The sequence below is a fragment of the Massilia cavernae genome, from assembly GCF_003590855.1.
GTDB lineage: Bacteria > Pseudomonadota > Gammaproteobacteria > Burkholderiales > Burkholderiaceae_D > Telluria_A > Telluria_A cavernae.
Genome location: NZ_QYUP01000149.1, coordinates 41,979 through 55,428 on the forward strand (window position 1 = coordinate 41,979; position 13,450 = coordinate 55,428).

Below are 13,450 nucleotides of genomic sequence, written 5' to 3' on the forward strand. Positions count from 1 at the left end.
TGCACGTAACGCTTGCATCGCCCAATCGTCGGAAGCTGGTGCCGCGAATGATTTAGCCGTTCGGCTTGTGCATCATCGCTCTCAGCATCATCCGCGCACTGCGTGCCAGGAGCGCGCATGCTGCATCGACCACTCGCGCCGGCGCGGTGCCGTCGTTGAACAATACCAGGCTTTCAACTTGCCACGGCGTGTGCTGGGGAGCCGTCAGCGCGCACAGGTCGACCACCGGCGTACCAACCGCGGCAGCCAAGTGAACAGAACCGGTGTCGTTTGAGATGATGACGCTGGCAAGCTTGATGGCCGCTCCAAGTTCGCCGAGGTTCAACTCCCCCGCCAGCAAGCATGCCGCGTCGCCACAGCCCCTGTGGATTTCATCGATCAGGGGCCGCTCTGCGGCATTCCCCGCCAGTATAATCGGCACACCGGTGCGCCGCGCGATGTCGCGGATGACATCGGCCCAGTGTGCGGACCGATAGCGCCGCGGCGGCGCGCTGGAATCGGGGTGGAGCAGCAGCCACTGGCGATCCGGGTTGATGCCCGCAGCAAGCAGCCGGGCGCGCATTGCTTCGACATCGTTATCGAGCACCGAAAAGGACAAGCCCAGGCTGGCGGCGGTGCATCCGACGCTGGCTACCAGATCCAGCTGGCGCCGCACTTCGTGCCTGATCAGCGTGGCTGGCTCGAGGTCGGGAATCCAGTCAGACAGTAACCGGCGCGGATTCTCGCGGCAGTGGGCAATGCGCAGCGGGATCCCGGCCAGGTAGCAGGTCAACGCGGCGGGCAGGGCGCTCTGGCCGAAGGAGGTGAAAATCGCCACCGCGTCGAAATGGCGCGCGGCGATGGAGGCGATGAATTCCGTGTCGGCTGCGGGATGGTGCGCGCCGCTTGCCTCCATCCACGGCGCCGCGTAGTCGATGATGGCGTCCACCTCTGGAATGAAAGGTGCAGCCGCAACGCCTTCGCGCGAGGTGAGCAGGGACACGCAGCGGCCTGGGCGCGACTGCTTGATCGCGCGTATCGCGGGGGTGCACATCAGCACATCCCCGAGCGAGTCGAGGCGGATGCACAGCACGCTGCGCGCATCATTCCACGCGGCGTTGTTCATCGCGGACCCTGTCTTCTTCTTCGATCAGCACGGCGGCGGCATACAGGTCGCGCGCCATCCGGGTCGGGATCCGCCGTGCCCCCAGCCGCCATTCGGTTTCGTTGCCATTGTCGATCAGCAGGGTGCGGCAGCCCGCCCGGTTGCCGGCTTCAATATCGTGCAGGATGTCGCCGATCATCCACGATGAACGCAGGTCGATCCCGTGCTCGCGCGCCGCCTGCAGCAGCATGCCCGGCTGCGGCTTGTGGCAGTGGCACTCGCGCGAAAACCTTTCGACCTTGCCCTCGGGATGGTGCGGACAGAAGTAGAAGCCTTCGAGCGTAAGCTGTTCGCGGAACATCAGGTCGGCCAGCCGGTGCGCGACAGCCTTGACGTCGTCGAGTTCAAGATGACCATGTGCGATGCCATCCTGGTTGGTCACGACGAAAAAGCGATAGTCGAGCCGTGCCAGCAGACGCAGGCCGGGACCTGCCCCGGCCGCGAGGGTGATGCGGCGCGGTTCGGCGTTGCAGGACACGTCGTCGACCAGCGTGCCGTCCTTGTCGAGGAAGATGGCTTTCATGATTCATGGTCACGCGAAGCGGACGCGGAAGCGGATGGCGCCCGCGATGCGCCAGAACACAGCCAGCGGCGGGATCAGCGCCGAGGTGAAAACCAGTTCGGCGATGTGCGAGGGCGTGCGCGAAGTGCCGCGCAGGCGCTTGACGAAGAACATGGCGGTCAGCAGGCACCATGCAGCAGCGCCGGTGGCCGCAACGGGCGTGCTGCCCGCCACCAGTCCGGCCAGGGCAATCAGCAGCGCAGCGACGATGGCGGAGTAGTCCCAGCGCGGCGTGGCGCCGATTTTCTGGCGGTACAGCTGTGGATGCTTTTTATAGAGCAGGGCGTCGAACGCCGTTTTCTTCAGCTGGAACAGGCTCGCACCCCACGGCGCAGGGCGGACGGGCTGGATCACCAACGCGTCTGGCGCGAGGGCGATGGCGGCGCGGATTTTAAGGAGCCGGAAGTGCAGGTCGTTGTCCTCGCGCCAGCCGGACTGGAAGCGTTCGTCGAAGCCCTCGACTTTCTCCAGTATCGACTTGCGGCAGAAGCAGTTGGCGGCCACGAATTCGGCCTGCTCCAGCCGGCGCGCCTCGCGCTGGTAGTCGGTGGGCGTGCCGGACAATGGCATCTGGATTTTGCCGGAGACCGCGTCGGTGTCCTTGTCGAAGGCATCGAGCGCGTTGCGCAGCCAGCCGGGGGCGGGAACGGCATCGTCGTCGGTGAACGCGATGATCGGCGCGCGCGCATGGCGCCACCCGGCATTGCGCGCGGCGGCGGGGCCATGGTTGATGTGATTGGGCAGGTACAGGATGAACGGCCCGCGCGGCCCCGCGCTGGCGCGCCACACGGCCACCAGCTGGCGCGTGTTGCGGCGCGGATTGTCGTCGACGATAATGACTTCAAACCGGCACCCTTCCAGCGTCTGGTGTAGCAGCGCATCGAGGCAGCGGTCGAGCAGGTCGACCCTGCCGTAGGTCGGCACCACTACCGTTACGTCGGGCACATCCTGCCCGGTGGATCCTGGCGTTGTTTGCATTGTTGTCTCCAGCCTTTACGACGTCCTTCGCCCCATTGCCCCGACATCATCCATGCGCCGCCGCAGACGGCATTCGGTGCGCGACGATGCGGGTGGTTCGATCCCGCGAAAGGCGAGCCAGTTCCTGCGCTAACGCGTGCGCTGGATCTGAATCAAGTGCGAAGGTCGTTTCTGGATGCGGAGCCGGGCAAGTGCGCCGGGCGCAAGAATCAGCTGTTGCCGCCGGGCTCGTGGCAGTGGGCACGGTATTGCACCGGACTCATGCCGGTGTGCGCCTTGAATTGCCGGCTGAACGCGCTGTGGTCGGTGTAGCCGCAGGCGTAGGCAATGTCCGCGATGCTGGCCTGGCTGCCGGATTCGATCATCGCCATTGCCGCCGATAGGCGCGTTTGCAGAAGCAGCTGGCGCGGCGAGTAGTGGAACACTTTCTGGAACAGCCGCTCGACGCGCGCAAGCGACAGTCCGGCCCTGCGCGCCAGCTCTTCCATCGACACGTTGTCGGCGTAGTGTGCGCGTATGTGGTCCGCGATGTTGGCGATCTGGCCGTACACCGGGTTCTGGTCGCCCGGCAGGCCGAGGTCCTGCGAGGTGCCTGCCAGGCCGATGATTGTGCCGTTTGCGTCGCGCAAGGGCGTCTTGTTGGTCAGGCACCAGCCATGGCTGCGGGTGGGGTAGAGGTGCAGTTCGAGGTGCTTGCGGATCGCCACGCCCTGGTCGATCACCTGGCGGTCCTGCGCCATGTAGGCCTGCGCGAGCGGGCGCGGATGGACCTCGAGCGCGGTCTTGCCGACGATGTCGGCCTTCTCGCGCAGTCCGCAACGCCGCACCATGGTGGTGTTGACGCTGAGGTAGCGGCCGTCGCGGTCCTTGACGAAGAAGGCCACGTCGCTCAGCGCATCGAACAGGCTTTCGAGCGATGCCAGGTCCACCGAGGCCAGCGCAATGTCACCTGTCTCCATTTTTCCTCCGCCATGTCGCAATCCACCAGTATAAGCTGGAGGGCCGTCCCTGAGCCTTCCCCTCATATTTCGTACGTCTCGAGCATGGACCCGAGCTCGTTCAACGCTTCGGCGATTTGACGTCGCGTTAAGAGTGCCGAGCTGTGATATTGCAGCCAGTGGCGCGCTAGCGACAGGATGGATAGGGTGGCAGCCGCTTTCTTGCGACTGCCATAGTGAACAGCGAACCCGTTGCGGCGTACGGCCAAGCCGATCAGCCACAGCGCGAACGCAAGCAGCGATGCGATGAGCAACAAGATGGTGAGTCGATGTGGCTTGCGTGTTTGGCTGCTGCTGAGCCCCATTCCCCATTGGGAGCTTTTGAGGTCGCGGAACGTCTGCTCGATCTGCATGCGGCCCTGGTACAAATTAACAACCGCCTTGGCACTGAGCCTCGACAGGCGTGGCGAAACAGCCAGCAACCACGGCTCCCGTTGCCCTGCGCTCTGCTTCTTACTATGGTGGCTCTGCGATTTTTTCCCGAACACAGTCTTGCATGTGCGCCCTTTGGGTACTCTCTTGATCATCACCAAACGGCATGGCACAGGGTTCGAACGGACGTAATTGAAGCTCCCCAGGTCGCGTGCACGTCCCTTCGTGTCCGCGAAATGCTCTTTGCAACCGCGCCAGTCACTTTTGCCACTGGGGGTCACCATGTCGCGGTTTCGGATGCGTCCTATCCAGGCAAACCCGAGTTGATCGAGCATCTTGAACCACGCGGCGCGAAAGCCGGCATCGGTGATGATCAAGGGCTGACAATGGGCTGGCAGCACCGAGCGTAGCGTCTTCATGAACTCGCGGTGCACCGAAGCCGCACCATACTGCGCGGTGGGGTGTATCTCTTCATAGATGACGATAGCGCGGCCCTTCACAACGACAGCCGCACGCAGCACGTGTTGGCTGATGTCGGCTAACAAATCGGACCAGTCCACGATAATGCTGATCTTCGATTGGCCTTGCAAGACGCGCTGCGCGACTGCGCGAAATATCTCCACGCGTTCGGTCGCCAGATGGGGATTGCTCAACAGCCGATCACAGCGCTTGATGCGATGACGCAATGAGCTCGAGCCTTGCACAGACTTACTCATCTTCAGCAAACCAAGCCCGCCACTCCGCGCCGCCTCAATCATCAAGGCAAGGCAATGCCGGCGTTTGGCGTGTATCGATGGGCATTGATCGGCTAACAAATCTTGTATGATTCGTCCTGCATGCATAGTCTGTTCCTTTCGTTCGCAGTTTGGTCGCTACAAACGAAAGGGTTAACACAGCCATGCATGCGCCGTTTTTGGGATTAGAAGTTAACAGGCATCCAGCCTGTTTACAAGCAATTTTTGAGGGGAAGGCTCAGGGGCCGTCCTGGATTGTGCCGATTTCGGCCCTGGGGCTGCATTCATCGATCAAGACCGGAGGGCCGGCGCAGGGTAATCTGGCAACCTGGTACAACTGACCGGTCCTCCGGAGAAAGCAGGCAAGCATGTGGCAAGGCGTGATTCCCGCGGTAACAACCAAGTTTAACGAAGACGGCTCGCTCGACATCGGCGAGATGGAGCGCTGTTTCGCCCTGCAGATGGACGCAGGATGCGATGGCCTGATCGCCTGCGGCTCGCTGGGCGAAGGCCCGATGCTGTCGCATGACGAACGGCTGGAAGTGCTGCGCGTGGCCAAGCGCGCAAGCGGCGGCAAGCCGGCGCTGCTGACGGTCGCCGAAGCGGCCACGCGCGACGCCTGCGCGCTTGCCGCCAAGGCGGCCAAGGCCGGCGCGGACGGCTTGATGGTGGTCCCAAGCACGATCTACCACAGCAACCACAAGGAAACCGTGGCCACGCTGCGCGCGGTCGCGCAGGCGGCGGACCTGCCGGTGATGATCTATTCCAACCGCGTGGCCTACCGTGTGGATGTGACCTGCGACATGCTGGAAGAACTGGCCGACGATGCGCGCTTCGTCGCGATCAAGGAATCGTCGGACGATATCCGCCGCAGCACCGACATCATCAACCGCCTGGGCGGGCGCTACGACCTGTTCACTGGCGTCGACAACCTGGCCTTCGAGGCGCTTTCGGTGGGCGCGGTGGGCTGGGTGGCGGGGCTGGTGGTCGCCTTCCCGAAGGAGACGGTGGCCATCTACCGGCTGATGCAGGAAGGCCGCCAGCGCGAGGCGCTGGACATTTATCGCTGGTTCCGGCCGCTGCTGGACCTGGACGTTTCCACCTACCTGGTCCAGAACATCAAGCTCGCCGAAGCGATGGCCATCGGTTCCAACGAACGCGTGCGCGCGCCGCGCATGCCGCTGGAAGGCGAGACGCGCGCGCGTGCGGAGAAGGTCATCCGCACCGCCATGGAAGTGCGCCCGCAGCTGCCTCGCTTCGACTGACGATGCCAGGCAGTTTCGACGCCATCGTCATCGGCGCAGGCATTGTCGGCGCGGCCTGCGCCGCGGCGCTGCGGGATGAAGGCATATCGGTAGCGCTGCTCGATGCGGCTTCGCCCGGATCGGGCGTTACCGCCGCAGGCATGGGCCATCTCGTTGCGCTCGATGAAAGCGACGACGAGCTTGACCTGTGCCTGTACTCGCTGCGCCTGTGGCGCGAATTCCTGGACCAGCATCCCGGCGTGGGCGACCCGCTCCGCTGCGGCACGCTGTGGGTGGCGGAGGACGAGCACCAGTTGGCGGAAGCTGAACAGCGTGCGCTGAAGCTGTCGAAGCGCGGCTGGAGCGCCGACCTGGTTCGCGGCGAACAGGTACGAGTGCTGGAACCGGAACTGCGGCGCGGGCTGTGCGGCGGGGTGCGCGTCAGCGGAGACATGGTGGTGTACCCGCCCGCCGTGGCCGACCACCTTGCGCGTGACTTCGAACGCAAGGGCGGGGTACTGCTCGTCGGCTGCCGCGCGGTTGACGTGCGCGAAGGCGAGGCGATCATCGCCGACGGCGCGCGAATCACAGCAAGGCACATCGTGGTCGCCGCTGGCGCGCAGGTGGGCGCGTTACTTCCCGAGGTGGCGGTCTTCGGGCGCAAGGGCCACCTTGCCATTACCGACCGCTATCCCGGCCGCCTGTCGCACCAGGTGGTCAGCATGAGCTATGGGCAGACAGAGGCCGGCAGCGGTTCGCTGGCCGTCGCCGCCAACGTGCAGCCGCGCGCCAGCGGACAGTGGCTGGTGGGCTCGTGCAGGCAGGATGGGCAGACCGGTACGGAGCTGGACCCGCTTGCGTTGTCCGGCGTGATGCGCAGCGCGATCGAGCTGCTGCCATGCCTGGCGGGCATGAACATCATCCGCGCATGGACAGGCATGCGGCCCGCGTCGCCGGATGGAAGGCCGATCATCGGCGCACACCCGGGCCGCCGCGGCGTCTGGCTGGCGGCGGGGCATGAAGGGCTGGGCGTGACGACGTCGTTCGCCACGGCTCGCTTGCTGGCCGACCAGGTCATGGGACGTGAGGGCGAGATCAGCGCGGCGCCGTATGCGCCGTCGCGGTTCAGGGAGCTGGAGGCATGGTGTGCGGACTGAAATTCCCCGAGTGACGGTGCATGTCGATGGCGAGCCGGTAAGCGTTCCGGCCGGCGCCAGCGTCGTGGCTGCGCTGGCGCTGCTGGACTCGTTGTGTACGCGCATATCGGTCGGCGGTGAACCGCGCTTCGCCTTGTGCGGCATGGGACAGTGCCAGGAGTGCCGCGTTTGCATCGACGGACGGCCGCATCAGCTGGCATGCCAGGCCGCGTGCAGGGATGGCATGCGGATAGACACAGGGGCCGCGAAGTGAGCGCGCATCCGATCCTCGTCATCGGCGCCGGGCCTGCGGGACTGGCGGCGGCGCACGCCATCGCGTCGTGTGGCGAGAGGGTAGCGATCGTCGACGAGAATCCCCAAGCCGGTGGCCAGATATGGCGCGGTGGGCCAGGCCGCTGGCATGACCGGCGTGCCGACGCGCTGTGGGAGGCTTTGCGCGGCAACGCCCTGATCGAATGGATTTCCGGGGCGCGAATCGTAGCGAAGGCCGGCGAGGGCAGGCTGCTGCTCGACGAAGGCGGCACGCCGCGCGACCTGGCATGGGACCACGCGGTGCTGTGCACCGGTGCGCGCGAACTGCTGTTACCGTTCCCCGGCTGGACACTGCCGGGCGTGACCGGCGCCGGTGGGCTGCAGGCGCTGGTCAAGGGCGGCATGCCGGTAGCCGGCAAGCGCGTGGTGGTGGCGGGAAGCGGCCCGCTGCTGCTTGCTGCGGCAAGCACGGTACGAAAGAGCGGCGGCAAGCTGGCGCTGGTGGCCGAGCACCAACCCATGCCCGAGCTGGCCCGGTTTGCCGCCGGCCTCGCAATCTCGCACCGAAACAAGCTTGCGCAGGCAATCCGGCTAGGCGCCTCGATTGGTGCGGGTGTGTTCCATGCCGGTGCAACTGTCATCGAAGCCAAAGGCGATACACGCCTGCGCAGCGTTGTCGTCCGGCGCAACGGCCGCGACACGGAAGTCGAATGCGACTTCCTCGCCTGCGGATTCGGGCTCGTTCCAAGCCTTGAAACGGCGATGCTGTTCGGTTGCCGCAGCGAAGGCGGATGCATCATCGCCGACAGCACGCAGCAAACCAGCGCAACAGGAATATGGGCCGCAGGCGAATCAACCGGCATCGGCGGCGTGGACAAGGCCCTGGCGGAAGGGCGCATAGCTGGACTTGCTGCATGCGGGAAGGCGCCATCGGCGCAAGACCTGAAGGCGCGCACACAGGCTCACAGGTTCGCGGGGCTGCTCGGTAAAAGTTTTGGATTGGACAAAGCGCTGCGTGCGCTGTGCACGCCAGAGACAATCGTCTGCCGTTGCGAAGACGTGCGTGCCGCGGAGCTGATGCAGCATACTGGCTGGCGCAGCGCAAAGCTGCAAACGCGTGCGGGAATGGGAGCTTGCCAGGGAAGGGTGTGCGGAACGGCGTGCCAGTTCCTGTACGGATGGGAAGCGCCAGGACTGCGCGAGCCGGTCTTTCCGACCAGCGCCGCAGTCCTCGCGCGGTTGCCTGACGATTAGTCTGGCGTCATGTCGCTACGGCGCCCAGCGTTGCTTTGCTTAGCTTATTTTTGGCCTTCATCGATGTCATCTGCCGACTGGCGGTTGCCCTTGTTGGACAGGCCGGTGTCTTCATCCATAAGTTCATCCGCGTGCAGGTGGCCGCGGCTGCCGCCCGTTTGGGTACCTACCCGTTCGAGGCTGTCGCGTGAACCCGACTGTTGCGAATCCGAACGCTTGGAACCTTGCTGCTGCGAACCAGGCTGTTTGCCCGACTGTTGCGAGTCAGAACGCTGGGAACCTTGCTGCTGGCCCGCCTGCTGCGAACCCTTGTCCTTGGTGGCATAGGTCTGCGAGCCGGGCTTTTGCGTTGCCTGCTGCTGCGAACCCTTTTGTTGGCTGGATTGCTGGCTGGCGCCCGTTGGCTGGGCTTTGCCTTCACGGCCCCACGATGGATCATCCTGGGGCGAACCGGACTGACGGCTACCCTTGTCCTGCGATTGCTGCGACAGGTTCTCCTGGCGCTTGTTGCTTTGGTCCGCACCGCTGCGCGATGCCGAGAGATCTTTTTCGCTTCCGCCTTTATCCGATTGCTTGCCTTGGTCTCGTTGATTCGAATTCATGTTCATTTCCTTTACGGTATTAGGAGGATCCTGAAGTCCACGACAGCGGGGGAGGTGGCTAACCGTCCAATCCGCACTGGCCTTGCTGGACGACCATCATGCGCGCCGAAGGAGGTCAGCTGTATCAGTCCACAGAGCGCACAAATGTAGGACATCGTGCATAAAAAGTTGCAACTCAAAACGTAATTTTTTAAGTGCAATTTCTATCTCATCTAGTCCTACAAACTCTTCCAACCATCTCCTATACCTGCATGCATCAGTGGTGCCTATGATGATTTTGCTCGATTACTCATCGGCCCACGGCCGGTGGTCCGAGCAGTTCCGTCGCGTGGGCGAGGGGGTAATTGGATAAAGGGAGAACACCATGGCTACAAACAAACAACAAGGCAGCGGGACCAGCAACAGGGGCTTCGCTTCGATGGACCCGCAGCGCCAGCGCGAGATTGCCAGCCAGGGCGGCAAAGCAGCCCATGAAAAGGGCACTGCGCACGAATTCACTTCGGAAGAAGCCCGCCGCGCCGGCAGCATGAGCCACGGCAACCGCCAGTCGGCGAATGCCAGCGTCAGCGCAAGTGGTAAGCAGCCTAGCCGCCAGGGCGGCAAGCAACAACCGGAGATGAACCAGGGCAGCCGCCAGTCTGAAATCAACCAGGGCAGCCGCCAGTCGGACACCCAGCGCAACGAGCAATCCGAGCGCAACCAGGCCAGCAATCAGGCCAGCAACCAGCGTGGCCGCGACGACAGCCGCAGCGGCAGCAAATCAGGCAGCGACAGCTAGGATCGCGCCGAACTGACACAGGACGGGGAGCTGCGGCTTCCCGTTTTGTTTTTTGGCCAAATTGCCCTACGGATAGGTTAGAATCGTCGCGCCTGTTTTTATACCCACAAGGAAGCGCTGTCGTGAAAAGCCCGATAATCCGTGAAGTAAAAAGCCTGAATATGGCGTGTGACCGCATCGGCAACCTGCTGCTGACGAAATTCGCCTGCAATGGCGCCCGAGATACGTCGATCCACATTCCTGCGACGATTGTGTTCTGGCTGCTGAAACACCTGCCTGTCAACCAGGACCCCAACCTGCCGCAGCCTCCGGGGCTGCCGCGCATCGATCAATACGACTGGGAAGACCCGAGCGTGGTACGTGCCTACACGGTGAACTGCAAGCAGTTCCACGACGCCATCCGCATGACCTTTGCGATGGAACAAGGTCCGGACCTGACCGTGCTGCTTAATCGCTCCAACGTCGAACTGATGCGCCAGATGATGAACGCGTACAGCAAGGACCTGATCGACCTCGAGGTGCAGTAAAAGCGCACCGCCGGCGCGCATCTGGCGGTGCGCGTGCGGTATCATTCTGTTCTTTTTGACACATCCACAAAAGGATCAGACATGCCAATCAAAATCAGCCAGCATTTCGACTCCGGCGCCATCGAAGTGGTGCAGGCCGACAGCGCCAAGCAGATCGACCTGAACCTGCGCAGCGATTCGCACGCGGACATCCACCAGTGGTTCCACTTCCGCCTGCAAGGCGCGCGCGGCCAGGCATGCACGATCCGATTCCTCAACGCCGGCCAGGCGACCTACGCCAAGGGCTTCGAAGACTACAAGGTCTGCGCCAGCTACGATACTGAAAACTGGTTCCGCGTGCCGACCACCTTCGACGGCCAGGTCATGACCGTCACCCACACCCCTGAACTCGATAGCGTCTACTACGCCTACTTCGAGCCGTATTCGTGGGAACGCCACCTGCGCCTGCTGGGCGAAGTGGCCGAGAACCCGATCGCGCGCGTGCAGGACATCGGCACCACCATCGACGGCCGTGACATGAACCTGGTTGTCATTGGCAATCCGGCTGCGGAGAAGAAGATCTGGGTGATCGCACGCCAGCACCCGGGCGAAACGATGGCCGAATGGTTCGTCGAAGGCATGATGGACGCGCTGCTGGACAACGCCAACCCGATCGCGCGCAAGCTGCTGCAGCGCGCCGTGTTCTACATCGTACCGAACATGAACCCGGACGGCTCGGTGCGCGGCAACCTGCGCACCAACGCGGCCGGCGCGAACCTGAACCGCGAATGGATGACGCCGACGCTGGAGCGCAGCCCTGAAGTGCTGTGCGTGAAGAACAAGATCCACGAGACCGGCGTCGACATGTTCTTCGACATCCACGGCGACGAAGCGCTGCCGTACAACTTCGTGGCCGGTAACGAGATGCTGGCAGACTTCACGCCGGAGCGCGAGGCACGCCAGAAGGCCTTCGTCGACCAGTACATGGCCGCCAGCCCGGACTTCCAGAACGTATATGGCTACGCAGCCTCCAAGTACAACGAAGAACTGCTGACGCTCGCATCGAAGTACATCGGCCACACCTTCAAGTGCCTGTCGCTGACGCTGGAAATGCCGTTCAAGGACAACGCCGACCTGCCCGACCAGTACACCGGCTGGAACGGCGCGCGCAGCAGCGAGCTTGGCGCGGCGATCCTGCAGCCTATCCTCAGTTCCCTGGACTGAGCATGGGCGTCGAGATCGAACGCAAGTTCCTTCTGACCGGTGACGACTGGCGCAGCCTGGGTGAGCCCGTGCTGCTGCGCCAGGGCTACCTGTCGTCGCAGCCCGACCGCGTGGTGCGCGTGCGCATAGAAGGCGAACGCGCCACCATGACCATCAAGGGCCGCAGCAGCGGCGCCACGCGCGGCGAGTGGGAGTACGAAATTCCGCTGGCTGATGCGAACGAGCTGCTGGACCAGCTGTGCGAAAAACCCATCATCGAAAAGTACCGGCGCCGCATCCCGCATGCGGGGCTGACCTGGGAAGTGGATGAATTCCTGGGCGCGAACAAGGGCCTGATGTTCGCGGAAGTGGAACTCGAATCCGAAGACCAGCAGTTCGGCAAGCCGTCGTGGATAGGCGAAGAAGTCACCCACGACGCGCGCTACTACAACTCAAGCCTGATCCGCCTGCCGTTCTCGCAGTGGTAGGCGGCGCTTTACCTCCATAAGGCCGAACATGACCCCATCCCGCCGTACCGCGTTGCGCCTGTGCGTCGCGCTTGCCGCATCGACCGCCATCAGCGCATTCGCACAATCTGGTCCTTATTTCCCGCCAGCCGGTACATGGGCCAAGAAGTCGCCCGCGGAACTGGGGATGGACGCGGCCAAGCTGGCGGAAGCCGTCAGCTACGCGCAGCAGCACGAGACCGAGCGACCGCTCGACCTGTCGGACCAGGAGCGCGTCTTCGGTTCGCTGCTCGGCTCGATGCCGACGAGGCGCGCGAAGACCAACGGCGTGGTGATCTACAAGGGCTACGTGGTTGCGGAGTTTGGCGACACGGCGGCGGTGGACCCGACCTATTCGGTGGCGAAGAGCATGCTGGCCACGGTGACCGGCGTGGCGCTGCGCGACGGGCGTATCGCTTCGCTCGACCAGCCAGTTGGGGCGACGGTCAAGGACGGCGGCTACGAGTCGCCGAGCAATGCAGTGGTGACGTGGAAGATGCACCTGCAGCAGGAGTCGGAGTGGGAAGGCACGATGTGGGGCAAGAAGGACGACTTCATCGGCAAGGAGGCTTTCGGCTCGGGCGAGCGCAAGCCGCGCACGCTGAAGCAGCCGGGCGAGTTCTACGAGTACAACGACGTGCGCATCAACCGCTTCGCGCTGTCGCTGCTGCGCGTGATGGACAAGAGCGTACCGGACGCGTTCCAGCAGGAGGTGATGGACCCGATCGGCGCTTCGTCGTCGTGGAAGTGGGTGCCATATGCGAACAGCTATGTGGAACAGGGCGGCAAACGCATGCCGTCGGTCAGCGGCGGTACGCGCTGGGGCGGCGGCATGTGGATCAATTCGTGGGACATGGCGCGCTTTGGCTACCTGTGGCTGCGCGGCGGGCAGTGGGGCGGCAAGCAGCTGCTGCAGCCCGCGTATGTGAAGGCGGCGCTGACGCCGAGTGGGCACGGGCCGGATTATGGTTACCTGTGGTGGCTGAACACGAAGGGGAAGAACCTGCCAGGGCTTCCCACCAACGCTTTTGCCGCGCTGGGGGCGGGCAGCAATACGATTACGGTGTCGCCGGATCATGACCTGGTGGTCGTGTGGCGCTGGCATTCGGGGAACTCGGGGGAGTTTGCGAAGCGGGTGATTGCAGCCATCAAATAGGAGT

At 63.7% G+C, this 13,450-nt stretch carries 15 protein-coding genes; 9 read left to right on the forward strand and 6 right to left on the reverse strand.

Features of this window, described 5'->3' with window-relative positions:
- Positions 1-52 precede the first annotated feature (52 nt).
- The 5 genes from D3872_RS19840 to D3872_RS19860 form a co-directional block, all read right to left on the reverse strand.
- Positions 53-1,105: a glycosyltransferase family 9 protein gene (locus tag D3872_RS19840; RefSeq protein ID WP_119812433.1), complete on the reverse strand. Its 1,053-nt coding sequence runs from the start codon at positions 1,103-1,105 to the stop codon at positions 53-55.
- The gene (locus D3872_RS19845) at positions 1,083-1,667 is read right to left on the reverse strand and encodes a D-glycero-alpha-D-manno-heptose-1,7-bisphosphate 7-phosphatase (protein WP_119812434.1); all 585 of its coding nucleotides are present in this window, start codon (positions 1,665-1,667) and stop codon (positions 1,083-1,085) included. Before D3872_RS19845 ends, D3872_RS19840 begins: the two co-directional genes overlap by 23 nt.
- Before the next feature lie 9 nt (positions 1,668-1,676).
- Positions 1,677-2,684: a glycosyltransferase family 2 protein gene (locus D3872_RS19850; protein ID WP_119812435.1), complete on the reverse strand. Its 1,008-nt coding sequence runs from the start codon at positions 2,682-2,684 to the stop codon at positions 1,677-1,679.
- A gap of 209 nt (positions 2,685-2,893) precedes the next feature.
- A complete protein-coding gene (locus D3872_RS19855) occupies positions 2,894-3,643 on the reverse strand; it encodes an AraC family transcriptional regulator (RefSeq protein WP_229459430.1) in 750 nt (249 codons plus the stop codon).
- Between the two features lie 62 nt (positions 3,644-3,705).
- Positions 3,706-4,896: an IS4 family transposase gene (locus D3872_RS19860; protein ID WP_119810180.1), complete on the reverse strand. Its 1,191-nt coding sequence runs from the start codon at positions 4,894-4,896 to the stop codon at positions 3,706-3,708.
- 260 nt (positions 4,897-5,156) lie between these two features.
- Here D3872_RS19860 and D3872_RS19865 point away from each other — a divergent pair, with 260 nt between their 5' ends.
- Genes D3872_RS19865 through D3872_RS19880 form a run of 4 tightly spaced genes read left to right on the forward strand, consistent with a single transcriptional unit; the run spans position 5,157 to position 8,695 of the window.
- A complete protein-coding gene (locus D3872_RS19865; RefSeq protein WP_119812436.1) occupies positions 5,157-6,053 on the forward strand; it encodes a dihydrodipicolinate synthase family protein in 897 nt (298 codons plus the stop codon).
- Positions 6,054-6,055: 2 nt separating this feature from the next.
- Positions 6,056-7,189 (forward strand): NAD(P)/FAD-dependent oxidoreductase, encoded by a 1,134-nt coding sequence (locus tag D3872_RS19870; RefSeq protein ID WP_119812437.1) that lies wholly within the window; start codon positions 6,056-6,058, stop codon positions 7,187-7,189.
- Complete coding sequence (locus D3872_RS19875; protein ID WP_119812438.1) at positions 7,143-7,442, forward strand: (2Fe-2S)-binding protein; 300 nt, start codon at positions 7,143-7,145, stop codon at positions 7,440-7,442. Before D3872_RS19870 ends, D3872_RS19875 begins: the two co-directional genes overlap by 47 nt.
- Positions 7,439-8,695: an FAD-dependent oxidoreductase gene (locus tag D3872_RS19880; protein WP_119812439.1), complete on the forward strand. Its 1,257-nt coding sequence runs from the start codon at positions 7,439-7,441 to the stop codon at positions 8,693-8,695. The genes D3872_RS19875 and D3872_RS19880 overlap by 4 nt, the downstream gene beginning before the upstream one ends.
- A gap of 44 nt (positions 8,696-8,739) precedes the next feature.
- On the opposite strand, the gene D3872_RS19885 is transcribed toward D3872_RS19880, so the two are convergent.
- Positions 8,740-9,297: a hypothetical protein gene (locus tag D3872_RS19885; RefSeq protein ID WP_119812440.1), complete on the reverse strand. Its 558-nt coding sequence runs from the start codon at positions 9,295-9,297 to the stop codon at positions 8,740-8,742.
- Positions 9,298-9,661: 364 nt separating this feature from the next.
- Here D3872_RS19885 and D3872_RS26705 point away from each other — a divergent pair, with 364 nt between their 5' ends.
- From D3872_RS26705 to D3872_RS19910, 5 genes are all read left to right on the forward strand, one after another.
- On the forward strand, positions 9,662-10,075 hold the full coding sequence (locus D3872_RS26705) for a KGG domain-containing protein (protein WP_229459431.1): 414 nt from the start codon (positions 9,662-9,664) through the stop codon (positions 10,073-10,075).
- 122 nt (positions 10,076-10,197) lie between these two features.
- A complete protein-coding gene (locus D3872_RS19895) occupies positions 10,198-10,602 on the forward strand; it encodes a hypothetical protein (RefSeq protein ID WP_229459432.1) in 405 nt (134 codons plus the stop codon).
- An 81-nt stretch (positions 10,603-10,683) separates the two neighbouring features.
- On the forward strand, positions 10,684-11,805 hold the full coding sequence (locus D3872_RS19900) for a M14 family metallopeptidase (protein WP_119812442.1): 1,122 nt from the start codon (positions 10,684-10,686) through the stop codon (positions 11,803-11,805).
- 2 nt (positions 11,806-11,807) lie between these two features.
- A complete protein-coding gene (locus tag D3872_RS19905; protein WP_119812443.1) occupies positions 11,808-12,272 on the forward strand; it encodes a CYTH domain-containing protein in 465 nt (154 codons plus the stop codon).
- A gap of 28 nt (positions 12,273-12,300) precedes the next feature.
- Positions 12,301-13,446, forward strand: coding sequence for a serine hydrolase domain-containing protein (locus D3872_RS19910; protein ID WP_119812444.1), 1,146 nt, complete (start codon positions 12,301-12,303; stop codon positions 13,444-13,446).
- Positions 13,447-13,450 lie beyond the last annotated feature (4 nt).

What these genes read in the sequence shown, in the direction of transcription:
- D3872_RS19840 (WP_119812433.1), bottom strand. Translation starts at nt 1,105, where the DNA reads ATGAACAACGCCGCGTGGAATGATGCGCGCAGCGTGCTGTGCATCCGC.
- D3872_RS19845 (WP_119812434.1), bottom strand. Translation starts at nt 1,667, where the DNA reads ATGAAAGCCATCTTCCTCGACAAGGACGGCACGCTGGTCGACGACGTG.
- D3872_RS19850 (WP_119812435.1), bottom strand. Translation starts at nt 2,684, where the DNA reads ATGCAAACAACGCCAGGATCCACCGGGCAGGATGTGCCCGACGTAACG.
- D3872_RS19855 (WP_229459430.1), bottom strand. Translation starts at nt 3,643, where the DNA reads ATGGAGACAGGTGACATTGCGCTGGCCTCGGTGGACCTGGCATCGCTC.
- D3872_RS19860 (WP_119810180.1), bottom strand. Translation starts at nt 4,896, where the DNA reads ATGCATGCAGGACGAATCATACAAGATTTGTTAGCCGATCAATGCCCA.
- D3872_RS19865 (WP_119812436.1), top strand. Translation starts at nt 5,157, where the DNA reads ATGTGGCAAGGCGTGATTCCCGCGGTAACAACCAAGTTTAACGAAGAC.
- D3872_RS19870 (WP_119812437.1), top strand. Translation starts at nt 6,056, where the DNA reads ATGCCAGGCAGTTTCGACGCCATCGTCATCGGCGCAGGCATTGTCGGC.
- D3872_RS19875 (WP_119812438.1), top strand. Translation starts at nt 7,143, where the DNA reads ATGCGCCGTCGCGGTTCAGGGAGCTGGAGGCATGGTGTGCGGACTGAA.
- D3872_RS19885 (WP_119812440.1), bottom strand. Translation starts at nt 9,297, where the DNA reads ATGAATTCGAATCAACGAGACCAAGGCAAGCAATCGGATAAAGGCGGA.
- D3872_RS26705 (WP_229459431.1), top strand. Translation starts at nt 9,662, where the DNA reads ATGGCTACAAACAAACAACAAGGCAGCGGGACCAGCAACAGGGGCTTC.
- D3872_RS19900 (WP_119812442.1), top strand. Translation starts at nt 10,684, where the DNA reads ATGCCAATCAAAATCAGCCAGCATTTCGACTCCGGCGCCATCGAAGTG.
- D3872_RS19905 (WP_119812443.1), top strand. Translation starts at nt 11,808, where the DNA reads ATGGGCGTCGAGATCGAACGCAAGTTCCTTCTGACCGGTGACGACTGG.
- D3872_RS19910 (WP_119812444.1), top strand. Translation starts at nt 12,301, where the DNA reads ATGACCCCATCCCGCCGTACCGCGTTGCGCCTGTGCGTCGCGCTTGCC.